Source organism: Undibacterium sp. SXout20W (assembly GCF_049340285.1).
Taxonomy (GTDB): domain Bacteria; phylum Pseudomonadota; class Gammaproteobacteria; order Burkholderiales; family Burkholderiaceae_D; genus Undibacterium.
This window is the reverse complement of record NZ_JBMPPH010000020.1, coordinates 60,189-72,156: the sequence shown is the minus strand read 5'-3', so window position 1 is coordinate 72,156 and position 11,968 is coordinate 60,189. Positions and strand designations below refer to the sequence as shown.

At 44.9% G+C, this 11,968-nt stretch carries 11 protein-coding genes and 1 pseudogene; 3 read left to right on the top strand and 9 right to left on the bottom strand.

What is annotated here, in order from left to right; genetic code table 11:
- Positions 1 to 117, top strand: a pseudogene (locus tag ACO0K1_RS11985) (IS30 family transposase); the annotation flags it as partial.
- A gap of 206 nt (positions 118 to 323) precedes the next feature.
- On the opposite strand, the gene ACO0K1_RS11980 reads toward ACO0K1_RS11985, so the two are convergent.
- The 4 genes from ACO0K1_RS11980 to ACO0K1_RS11965 form a co-directional block, all read right to left on the bottom strand.
- Positions 324 to 1,829: a PEP-CTERM sorting domain-containing protein gene (locus ACO0K1_RS11980; protein WP_423025972.1), complete on the bottom strand. Its 1,506-nt coding sequence runs from the start codon at positions 1,827 to 1,829 to the stop codon at positions 324 to 326.
- 450 nt (positions 1,830 to 2,279) lie between these two features.
- Positions 2,280 to 2,807, bottom strand: coding sequence for a ferritin-like domain-containing protein (locus ACO0K1_RS11975; RefSeq protein ID WP_423025970.1), 528 nt, complete (start codon positions 2,805 to 2,807; stop codon positions 2,280 to 2,282).
- A 65-nt stretch (positions 2,808 to 2,872) separates the two neighbouring features.
- Positions 2,873 to 3,700 (bottom strand): universal stress protein, encoded by an 828-nt coding sequence (locus tag ACO0K1_RS11970; RefSeq protein ID WP_423025968.1) that lies wholly within the window; start codon positions 3,698 to 3,700, stop codon positions 2,873 to 2,875.
- A gap of 75 nt (positions 3,701 to 3,775) precedes the next feature.
- Entirely contained in the window at positions 3,776 to 4,453 is a 678-nt protein-coding gene (locus ACO0K1_RS11965; protein WP_423025966.1) for a PRC-barrel domain-containing protein, read from the bottom strand.
- Between the two features lie 199 nt (positions 4,454 to 4,652).
- Here ACO0K1_RS11965 and ACO0K1_RS11960 point away from each other — a divergent pair, with 199 nt between their 5' ends.
- Entirely contained in the window at positions 4,653 to 5,306 is a 654-nt protein-coding gene (locus ACO0K1_RS11960) for a BON domain-containing protein (RefSeq protein WP_423025964.1), read from the top strand.
- Between the two features lie 86 nt (positions 5,307 to 5,392).
- Positions 5,393 to 5,665 carry a hypothetical protein gene (locus tag ACO0K1_RS11955; protein WP_423025962.1) on the top strand — a complete coding sequence of 91 codons (273 nt, stop codon included), beginning with the start codon at positions 5,393 to 5,395 and terminating at the stop codon, positions 5,663 to 5,665.
- A gap of 113 nt (positions 5,666 to 5,778) precedes the next feature.
- Here ACO0K1_RS11955 and ACO0K1_RS11950 read toward each other — a convergent pair whose 3' ends face one another.
- From ACO0K1_RS11950 to ACO0K1_RS11930, 5 genes are all read right to left on the bottom strand, one after another.
- Positions 5,779 to 6,387 (bottom strand): histidine phosphatase family protein, encoded by a 609-nt coding sequence (locus tag ACO0K1_RS11950; RefSeq protein ID WP_423025960.1) that lies wholly within the window; start codon positions 6,385 to 6,387, stop codon positions 5,779 to 5,781.
- Positions 6,384 to 7,472 carry a class I fructose-bisphosphate aldolase gene (locus tag ACO0K1_RS11945; RefSeq protein WP_423025958.1) on the bottom strand — a complete coding sequence of 363 codons (1,089 nt, stop codon included), beginning with the start codon at positions 7,470 to 7,472 and terminating at the stop codon, positions 6,384 to 6,386. Before ACO0K1_RS11945 ends, ACO0K1_RS11950 begins: the two co-directional genes overlap by 4 nt.
- A 16-nt stretch (positions 7,473 to 7,488) precedes the next feature.
- A complete protein-coding gene (locus ACO0K1_RS11940; protein WP_423025956.1) occupies positions 7,489 to 7,692 on the bottom strand; it encodes a hypothetical protein in 204 nt (67 codons plus the stop codon).
- A complete protein-coding gene (locus ACO0K1_RS11935; protein ID WP_423025954.1) occupies positions 7,693 to 10,086 on the bottom strand; it encodes a phosphoketolase family protein in 2,394 nt (797 codons plus the stop codon).
- 178 nt (positions 10,087 to 10,264) lie between these two features.
- A complete protein-coding gene (locus ACO0K1_RS11930) occupies positions 10,265 to 11,968 on the bottom strand; it encodes a phosphoglucomutase (protein WP_423025952.1) in 1,704 nt (567 codons plus the stop codon).

Genomic DNA, 11,968 nt, shown 5'->3' with positions numbered 1-11,968 from the left:
TGGGCGATGAACAGCTTAAATCATCGTCCCAGAAAATGTCTCGGCTTCAAAACGCCGCACCAAGTATTTATGAAGCAGTTACAATCGCATCAACATGTGGTTGCACTTCGAAATTGAATCCGCCAATGATTTATGATCGCACTAAAGCACTATTATCGGCAACCTTACCGTTGTACGAGGTAACCCGCCGATCTCTGTAAGAAGCGATGACCGTGGTAAATTTACCTGCGCTTGCACTTAGATCCAACGATGACTTCTATGTACTCTATTTTGGAAACAAAAAAGCCGGTTCATAACCGGCTTCCTTAGAAGATAAAATGCGACTACCGCTTGAACGCTTTACGACGAACAAATGCTAAACCAGCCAACCCCAACGCGAAAAGCGCAAACGATTCTGGCTCGGGTACTGGCGAAAACGCAACGCCGCGAATATCGGCACCATTAAGTGCTGCGGAACTAATAAGCGTAGTAAATTTTTCGTTAGAAGCGCTCGCAATGGTCGTATTGCTCAGTGTATCTGTGATTTCATACAGAAAGCTGGGCGATAATTCGTTGAGACCATAGCTGGTGGCAAATAATTCGGCCTGACCACCAACGACAACGCCGGTCAAGCCAAACAGACCAGTTACACCTGCTGCAGTAGGAGTATTAGAATTCGCAGTGGCGTTATTCACCAAATTCAGACCATTCACCAAGTCATAAGCAAGTGTCCAGGTACCACTTCCATCAGCTTTGCTATTGACCCATTTTTGCAGACCACCTTCACCCAACGCAGCGGCACCTGCGCTACCGTTCTTAGGCGCACCGCTATCAGCAACATACAACACATTTGCTGCAGCAAAATAATATTGCTCAGGACTCAGATAAACGAATTTACCGAGGCGTGAGTTATTTACGCCGTTTTGATTGCCAGTGTTGACCGTAATAGATCCATTATTTCCTCCGACAGAATTTGCACTGGCTGGCGGCGTAATATGGGTGGTGATCAATCCTGTAGAGTTGGTTGGCAGACCACCAGTCGTATTAGTGAGCGAACTAACATTGGTAAAGTTTTGACCACCGCCGCCTGGTGGATTGTAGTCTCGTGAAACGTAAAGCATATTACCTTTACCGTTATTAACGAGAGAAATTACACGTGTATCGGTACTGGTATCTATCGGCGTCGCCGTTGTCGAACCCTTGCCTGCGTAAAATACGCCTTGAGTATTATCAGTTTTATTACCAGATTGTCCTGAAATATAGAACGAGCTACCATCAACTGTCGCAGCACTGCGTGGATTATTGCCATTAAACACACCGGTCAATGCTGTCGTGGTATCGACATTTCCACTTGCATTAATCAAACCCACTACGCGGGGTACAAATATGTTAGAGCCAGTTGCGACACTATTAGTCTGCCCTAATGCCATCGTACCGTAGGCGGATGGGGTACTACCATTATTTGCTGCAGCGGCGTTGAATGCTGCAGCGTTCACCCCATAACCCATGATCGTAAGATATTGACCATTGACAGACCTCTGCAAGATGCCTTCGGAGGCAGAGCCATATTCGCCAGAAATGGCAGAATTTTTACCGCTGGCTACTTGTGGTAATACCAGGCTGCCATTCGCAGTCAAAGATGTACCGCCCGCGCCTAGCGCAAATTGCATGAGCGTTATGGAAGACGCCGTGTCAAGGCCAGAATTCTGAAAGCCAGGCGCTTGATTAGTAACAGTACTAATCACCAGATTACCAGCCTGAAAACCTTGAAATTGTGTTGCCCAGACGCTAGGTGAAGCGGCTAGTAATGCAATCGAAGAAAGAGCGACAGTTGAGAGTTTTGATTTCATAAAAATGGAATAAAGTTAAGGAAGCACTGTGTCCATAAGCAACAAAGATGCCATCGAACTCAACTTAAGTATTTATGATTGCAAAACAAGGACTTGTCTTTTTATGACATTTTGATGACAAAGATATAATCTATTTTCTGTAAAAAAAATCGACGCATTTTCACAAAACCGTCATATTCCTACTGACATTTTTGATGAAATTTCTGATCTGTTCTGATCTGTTCTGATCGCTGATACCTACTTGTAAAGCTCTGATCAATGGCCGATTAGCGAGGAGAAGCGCGCAGGCAGTTAACGTGGCTGCGCCCCATAAAAACAGAGAATCTTCCAACAAGATAGAGGATCAAAGAATTCTGTCCTTTTGCTAACAAGCATGAACGACAGTAGGCGAAAAGAATCATGGAAAAAAGCTACAACATGACACGCAATCAATCCGGTCGATATGCGAAATCAAGATAGCAAGTCTCGCATATCATCCGCATGCTCTTCTTCTGTCGTCATAATACCAATCAACATGTTTTTAGTTGTTGGGTCGGTATCTGCCAAATTTTCTATCATCTGGCGATAGGTCTCAATCGCAATACGTTCGGAAACCAAATTTGATTTGATCATGTCATGAATGTTATTGGATTCATTGTATTCAGCATGACTACGCAACAATAAAGTTTCAGGATTAAAATCTGGTTTACCGTTCAGTTGCACAATGCGCTCCGCAAGTTCATACGCATGGTCTTGCTCGTCCAGAGCGTGTTGCAAGAATTCAGCTTTCACCGGTCTGTTATGCAGTCCAACGGCAGTGTAATAATGGCGTAGATAGCGCAGCATACACACCAGCTCAGTTGCTAAGGCCTCATTGAGCATCTTGATGACATCGTCCCTATCAGCTTTGTAGCCCGCTGTGACTGCACCGTCGTCAATGTTTTTTGCGGCGAGACGAATAGATTGCTTATTAATTTCAATTTTTTTTGCGATATGCATAGCGAACTTTCTAAATATGTGAAAGATATTTGATTATCAAATCAAGCGAATAAAAGAGTTACCGATTAATGTGAGATCAAGGAACAATAAATTTGTGAACACATTATTTCTCTGGTCATACCACCAATTACCCACTCTCTTAAGCGACTATGACCGTAGGCACCCGCGACCAATAAATCGACGTTCATTTCTAATGCTGTTGACTTCAATTTTTCGGCTTCATCGCCATCACCAACGATGACCAGAGAAGTCGCTTTAATTTGATGTATCGCCAGCCATTCAATCACTAATTGGTGCCGAGCTTGAACTAACGCTTGTTCTTCCTTCGACGTTATTTCCATCAAAAATACTTTGCTGGCATATCTAAGCAGTGGCAATGAATCGTAGACGGCACGCCGGGATTCCATCGTGTCTTTCCAGGCGATCATAATCGTTTGTAAGTGTAATTGGCGGTAATCCTTAGGGACGAGCAACATTGGGCGTCCCAATTGCAACAGTACGTCACCGTTATTCATATGCCGTGTAGTCCCGGATTCTATGTGCTCCGAGGCGGTAACAATAAGTACATCAGCGCTGGATGCTTCAGTTGCGACAAAATCAGCGATCGATGAACAAATAGTTGATGAACGCCATTCAAGATGATTGGCTCTTGCTCGTAGTGACTTACGAAATTCAGCCTCTAGTGCAACAATCTCGGCTTGCGACTGATCCAACTCTTCCTTCATTAAATCACCATTGATATAACCATCACCATACGGCATGATCATGGGACAGCAGCCGACAATACCGATGATATTGGCTTCAAAAACTTCAGCCAATTGTCCAGCGATATTCATCAGGTTATGGTTATCCAGACCAAGTTCCAGATTCACCATGAAGTTTGCATAACTCATACGAAGCTTTCGTGAATAAATTCATCCGTTGTTACGGAACGTTCAAACTGAGCGTAATTAGTGGAGCCAGATGTCTTAAATACTCAAATTCGACAACGTTAATTTCAGATGCGCTAAATCTGCATTCAAATCGTTTTCAAATTCTTGCCATCTTGCAGCACCGGCTCGTTTCATTTCGTTGAGTTTTTTCTCTGTTGTCTGAATGAGTTCTTGCAAAGCTGCATACTGCTTATCTAGCTTAACTTTCGCTTCGCCATTTAGTGCCGCTGATTTTTTTTGCAGCTCAACACCCTTTTCTTTCGCGCTAGCTAAGTCTTTATCTGCTCTTGCAATGAAGGCATCTCGTTTGGCGGTGTCAATGGCGTAATCAAACTGAGGTAAGTTAATAATCGATTCCTTAGTCGCACCAGGCAAAATCAATTTGCCACTTTGCTCTACGATCTGTGAAATGGGAATGGCCACGTTATGACCGCCAATACCGATAAACCCACCGACGTTGAGAATGACATAAGAGACACTTTTCTCAGGCGAAATAATGACATCCTCAACCTTACCGACATTGATGCCGGCATCATTAAACACGTCGCGGCCAAAAATGCTTTTCTTCACACTCCACCCCATCGCTACCTGACGAGACTCGACGACGGTAACGCCCAACAAAGTGGTCGACCCCGCAACTTGTGCCATGCACAGCGGCGCCATCATTAGATTTCCAGCGACTATCAAACCGACGACATACGGTGCTTTTTTCATTTTATTCATCCCTGTTTTAAACATTGATCAGCGATCCGCCATTTCTTTAGCGGCCTTAGATCACTTATAAAATAGGCGCATTTCGTGATCTGTTCGGCAACACACACAATCAAAAAACAGCAATCAAAGAGTGGCAACGTACATACAGAAAAGAGGAGAAATTTAAGAATAAATATTCTATCCATCAAGGAGTATTTTAATGAAAACATCCACTGACTTAAAACGGGACGTAATCGCGGAACTTAACTGGGATCCTTCTCTTCCTTCGAATAACATTGGTGTCGAAGTAAAAGATGGTGTTGTCACGCTATCCGGTCATGTTGGTAGCTTCGTCGAAAAATGGAATGCTGAGCGGGCAGCAAGACGCGTTGTTGGCGTTGATGCTATGGCGATTGAAATTGATGTGGAACTTCCTGGTTCAAGCAAACGAGACGACGCAGATATTGCACGGACGGTAGCCAATGTTCTTTCGTGGGCATCGTATCTTCCACAAGATAGCATCAAGGTCATGGTTGAAGGTGGATGGGTAACCTTGACTGGCAACGTCGAATGGGAATATCAACGTAATGCTGCGGCAGATACTGTTCGTCACTTAATGGGTGTCACTGGCGTCAGCAATGACGTCAATTTAACTCCTTCAATTGCGGCGCAAGTAGTTCAGACCGATATTGAAGCAGCGTTAAAGCGTCTGGCAAAAACAGAAAGTGCCAATATCACTGTTCATGTTGACGGTAACACGGTCACCCTTGCTGGATCTACACATAGCTGGGTAGAACGTGATCTGGCTACGCAAGCAGCATGGAATGCGCCCGGCGTTAAGCACGTGAAAGATAAAATCCGAATTACGATGTAATTTTTATTTTGCGTAAAAAAGAACGTGCCGTTTCTCACGTTTTTTGCGCACCTGCCCAAGTTGAGCATAGCCACTATATCGAGAATATGATGAGCATTTCAAACACAAACAAAGCAACTGATTATAGCAAACCAATTCCGCGTCTCCTCAAGGGATCAGCCAAGCACTATTCAGTCGATGAAGACATTGATTCCCTAAAACGTGAAATTCTGACGATCAGCAAAAAAAAGGACGATAAAAAGATCCTTTCATCGCAGCGAAAATCTGGCATTAAGTCGTTGCAAGAAAAAAGCGAACAAGAAGAAGTAATCGGCCGTCACAAAAATGATGGCCAAAAGCACTTCAAAGGGGCACGTTAAACTGCATCCTGAGTTAAAAAAACTTCATCTGACCAATTACAGCAGATGAAGTTTTTCTCTCTATTACGATCGAATTGATTTCAAATATTAAACCAGGTGTTAGCCCACGGCATCTACAACAGACGTCGTTCTAAAGCAGCTGAATTCCACATTGCAATCGCAGTCTGTGTTGGATCATTGTGTGCGTAACTTAAAATACCGAAAGACGCGGTATCCAACAAAAAATGTTGTGCGTCACTGACTGAACAGTGAATCCATCTTGCGGCCAATACCCGACAAAAATGGGCATGCGAAAACACGGCGATGTTACCTTCCATACCGCTAAAGTCAGCCAAGCAGCGGTCTGCTCTATGTTCTATTTGCTCTAAGGTTTCACCACCATCAGGGCCGTCTCTAAAAAAACGCCAGCCCGGGCGAGCAAGTTGAATTTGTTCTGGGGTATAGCCTTCATCACAACCATTGTTCCATTCTGCAAGATCATCACGAACAATTGCATGCGTCGCCAAACCTGCCAAAGTGCAAGTTTGACGCGCCCTTCTCATTGGGCTACAAAAAATTGCAGAGAAGACGTATTTGCGCAGACTTTGCCGTAAGCCTTGCGCTTCTATTTTTCCTTTTGGTGAAAGCAAAATATCCGTTGTGCCAGTGTATTGTCCAGACGCTGTCCAAGCAGTCTGGCCATGTCGAATGACAAAGATACGTAATGGTTGAGCGACCGTCATACGAAAGTTGCCGTTGATGTTGGCGTTGCCATTGAGTCAATTGATGCCGGTGACGGTTCGATATAAAGCCCTCTGCGCGCGAGTTGATTATTCTGTACATGCTGCAAAATAGCGTTTTGTGCGATGGAGACTTGTCCGGGAAATCCGCGCCACAATGTCATTGCGGACGATTGTATTGCCCTGGAAAAGGAAAATGCCAATGTCCATGGAATTTCTTTTTCCCGCTCAGATCCTCGCTCCTGTTGGGCGAGAAGGTTTATGGCATTGAGGCGAGACGATGCCTGATTTGAAAACTGACCACCAGAAAGGAAGGCGATCGCTGGTACCGCCGCAGGCACCGTATGAAGCAAACAATCTAAGGTTTTCATCGCTATCTCAGTATCGCTGGACTGATCCCCACATGCCGCACCGGGTAAAACCATATTAGGTTTTAAAATCATCGTTTCTAGTTCGACACCCTGCTGATTGAGCTGTTCAAATACAGCGGCCAAAAATGCCTTTGTGACACTCTGACATCGTTCGATTGTGTGTGAGCCAGACATTAAAACTTCAGGCTCAACAACGGGCACCAACCCTAGCTCCTGACACAATGCAGCATAGCGGGCTAACGAATGTGCATTGGCACTTATTGCCGCTGAAGTTGGAAGTTCATCACCTATGGTTACTGTGGCACGCCATTTTGCAAATACGGCACCAAGTGCGACATAACGGTGTAAGCGTTCACGCAAATCATCAAGACCATGGGTGATTTTCTCTAAGGGATGTAATGCCAGAGGTTGAATCCCCTGGTCAACTTTAATCCCAAATAAAATCCCCGCTTTACGTAATAAGTCTAAAAAGGCGGTACCATCCAGTTGATGCTGATGAACAGTTTCATCGAAAAGAATCACGCCACCTATCGATTCATTCAAACCTGGCGTTGTAATAATTAACTCACGCCAAAGTCGCCGATGCTCCTCATTTTGCGGAATATCGAGCTGAGAAAAGCGCAGATTGCAAGTAACATTGCTTTCATCCATTGCCAAAATACCCTTATGCCCTTCAAATAAATGCTGCACTGTTTTAAGCATTGATTGTTTCAACATAAATCTACCTCTTCTATTATTCGTCGTGCTTCAGATCGGACGTCAGTTGCTCCACAGTTTTTGCTATTTCATCGAGTACTAATTTTTCAACATAATGAATATCAACCTCAGGAATATTCCAAGTAAATATGGCCCGGTATTTGTCTAATAATGCCGCTACATCAGAGGTAATATTATTCTTGTATGCCTGCAGCTCCAGCTCTTCAATCTTGCTCATCATTTAATTCCCAGGGGAAATCTCGGTGTGCCTAGCCCAAGTCCAATTACGTATTTCTGGCATATCCTCCCCATATTGACGAATGTATCGGACATGCTCTACTAATTTTCGCTCCAGCAATTGCTTCAGATCTCGACTCTTTTCAGACGCTTGCGAAAGATGATCGATAACATCCATCACCAAATGAAAGCGATCTAATTCATTGAGCACAGTCATATCAAATTGCGTTGTAATCGTCCCCTCTTCCTGATAGCCGTGAACATGGATATTCCTTTGGTTGATCCGGTCGTAAGTGAGACGATGAATCAACCAAGGATAAGAATGGAAAGCGAAGATCACGGGTTGATGCGTGGTGAATAAAATATCGAACTCTGCATCAGAGAGGCCATGAGGATTTTCCGCCGATGGCTGCAATCGCATCAAATCAACGACATTGATGCAGCGAATTTTTAGTAATGGTAAATGCTCACGAAGGATTGAGATCGCCGCCAAGGTTTCCAAGGTTGGCACATCGCCACAACATGCCATCACGACATCAGGCGTATCTCCCTGATCATTGCTCGCCCAATCCCAAATACCGATGCCTTGAGTACAATGAGTGACTGCCGCTTCGATGCTTAACCATTGCGGCGCTGGATGTTTGCCCGCGACGACGACGTTGACATAATGCCGGCTACGTAGACAATGATCCATCACGGACAATAAGCAATTCGCATCCGGAGGCAAATAAACGCGGATGATCGATGCTTTTTTGTTGGTGACATAGTCAATAAATCCCGGATCTTGATGGCTAAAACCATTGTGATCCTGACGCCATACATGCGAGGTCAAAATAATATTCAACGACGCGATTTTTTCTCGCCACGACAATTGCGCTGCAACCTTCAGCCATTTAGCGTGTTGGTTGAACATGCTGTCAATGATATGAATAAATGCCTCATAGCAGGTAAATACGCCATGCCGCCCCGTAAGCAGGTAACCCTCCAGCCAACCTTCGCATTGATGCTCACTCAACATACTATCCAACACCATGCCATCTTTCGCGAGAAATTCGTCGCCAGGCAACACTTTGGCATTCCATTGCCTGGATGTAGCTTGAAAAACATCCCCTAGCCCATTGGATAATGTTTCATCTGGACCAAATAATCTGAAATTACTTTGCGTCATATTAGCCACTAAAATGTCACGCAGAAAGGTGCCTAATACATGCATATCGCCAATGCCTTGCATACCGTGTTGGCTCAGCGTTTCAGCATATTCACGAAAATTTGGCAACACCAAGTCTTTGAGCAACAAGCCACCATTCGCATGCGGATTCGCCCCCATACGCCTATTGCCCGTCGGTGCCATAGCAGCCAACTCAGGAAACAATCTCCCGGTCATATCAAATAATTCTTGCGGCCGATAGCTCAGCAACCAGTCTTCTAACATTTTCAGATGTTCAGGTGGTGCGCTGACTGAAACCTGTAACGGTACTTGGTGAGCGTGAAATGTACCTTCAATTTGCTGTCCGTCGACCACTTTTGGTCCCGTCCAGCCTTTGGGTGAACATAAAACGATCATCGGCCAGCGCGGGCGCTGCAATTCACCCATGGTGCGCGCCTCATACTGAATGGCTTGGATTTTTTCGATCACGGTATCAAGCACACTTGCCATCGTCTCATGCATTAATTCTGGAATGTCCTCTTCCACGAAATACGGCGACCAACCGTACCCCTGCAAGAGTTGCTCCAATTCAACGCGAGGAATTCGCGCCAATATACTGGGATTGGAAATCTTGTAGCCGTTTAAATGCAAAATGGGCAGAACCACGCCATCGTGGACCAAATTAAGAAATTTATTGGAATGCCACGCTGTCGCCAGCGGTCCGGTTTCGGCTTCACCATCACCAATGACGCAGGCCACCATGAGATCAGGATGATCCAACACTGCGCCAAATGCATGGCTCAAGGAATAACCTAATTCTCCACCTTCATGAATCGAGCCAGGACATTCCGGTGAAGCATGGCTGGGAATACCACCAGGAAAAGAAAACTGTAAAAACAGCTTTTGAAGTCCCGCCTCATCTTGCGTAATATGCGGATATATCTCGCTATACGTTCCTTCTAAATAGGTATTTGCCACCACCGCTGGCCCACCATGTCCAGGGCCAGAAATATAGATCATATCGAGGTCATATTTTTTAATGATCCGATTCAGGTGTGCATAAATAAAATTCTGCCCTGGCGTTGTCCCCCAATGCCCTAACAGCATGCGTTTGACATCTGATAGCAATAATGGTCGTTTTAATAATGGATTGGCGTACAAATAAATTTGTCCCACTGATAAATAGTTCGCAGCCCGCCAATAAGCATCGATGTTGTAAAGGATCTCCGGGGACAAGCTCATTTGATTCATTGCAGATTCCCTTCAGGTTTGGCTATTTCGAACTGTCAGATATACATGTTTTCCATGAACCAATCTGTACGCTAACGTCCATATTGAAGGACAAGACGATGTCCACCAGCTTGAAGGTTTAAATTCAAGGTTGAGTAGGTGGTGGAATATGCGGTTGAATATGCGGTTGAAGACGTGATTAAATATGTAACCGAGATGGTGGTCTGGCGCAATCTGATTCAGGATGCCGTGTGGCACTTTCACGCTCTAATAAATCGTCGACTAGCGCCTTAACTTGGTTCAATAAGCTTTGCAGATGAGAGCGTCCCAGGAAGCTTTCAGCATAAATTTTGTAGAGACTTTCGGTACCGGAAGGACGGACGACAAACCAGGCATTTTGGGTAATCACTTTGAGGCCATTGATCGCTTGATGATTGCCAGGTGCTTGTGTGATAGAACGAATGGCAGATTCACCTGCAAATTGTTCACAAGCCAATTGGGAAAATGTGAGTGAGGATAAGAATTCTCGCTGTTCTGTGCTAGCAACACCTTCTATCTTTCCGGACGAAGAATGTCCCAAGATATCCGTAAGATTTTTGTATTGTTTGCTCGGTGTTATGCGAGTAATAGCCATCATTTCTGCGGCAAGTAATCCCATGACGATGCCATCTTTATCCGTCGTCCAGACCGTGCCATCCCGCCGTAATAAGGTTGCGCCCGCACTTTCCTCGCCTGCAAATCCTAAGCGTCCTTGATAAAGCAGGTCACCGAACCATTTGAAGCCGACAGGCGTTTCATAAAGGTCGCGCCCCATAAGCTGCGCTACACGGTCAATCATCATGGTACAGACAATATTTTTACCTATCATGGCATTTTTATCCCATGCAGGCCGGTGTTGAAACAGATAATCGATTGCTACCACCAAATAGTGATCGGACTGCATCAGTCCGACATCTGGGGTCACTATGCCGTGTCGATCATGATCGGCGTCGCACGCAAAAGCGATGTCGAAATCATCTTTGCGTTGAATTAAATTTTGCATCGCATAGACGGAAGACGGATCCATTCTGATCTTGCCGTCCCAATCCAAGGTCATAAACGCAAACCGTTCATCCACTTCGGCATTCATAATGTCAAGATTCAATTCATATTGCTCAGCAATTCTTTCCCAATATTGGACGCCTGCCCCACCCATATTATCAACACCAATATGAAAAGCAGCGTGATGTATTAACGTGATATCAACGACGTTCGCCAGATCATCGACGTAGTTCCCCAAAAAATCGTACTCCTGCACAAAAATACTTTTTCTGGACTCGCTTAATAAGATTTTTTTTACGCCATGTAAGTGAAGAAAAATGTGCTCATTCGCCTTTTTCTCTATCCAACGAGTGGCAAGTAAATCAGCACCGTCACCCTGACAGGTGTTATATTTAAGCCCACCAAATTCTGGCGGATTATGCGATGGCGTAATGATAATACCGTCTGCAAAGCCGGATTTTCGACCACGATTAAAGGCTAATATTGCGAGTGAAACAGCCGGGGTTGGTGTATATTGCCCCGCCGGCGCAAGCATCACCGTCACTTCGTTTGCTACCATCACTTGCAATACACTCTCTTGCGCTGGTATCGACAAAGCATGGGTATCAATACCCAAAAAGAGTGGTCCATGAATGCCATGTTCGGCCCGATATTCACAAATAGCTTGTGCTATTGCAAGTAAGTGCCACTCGTTAAAACTCAGGGCAAGTGATGTTCCGCGGTGTCCTGATGTACCAAATTTGACTCGCTGCGAAGGCACTGACATATCAGGCCGTTCTGTGTAATAAGCAGAAATTAAACGGGGAATATTGACCAACATATCCGCTGGAACTGGTTTTCCGGCAAGTGGATGTATCCACAT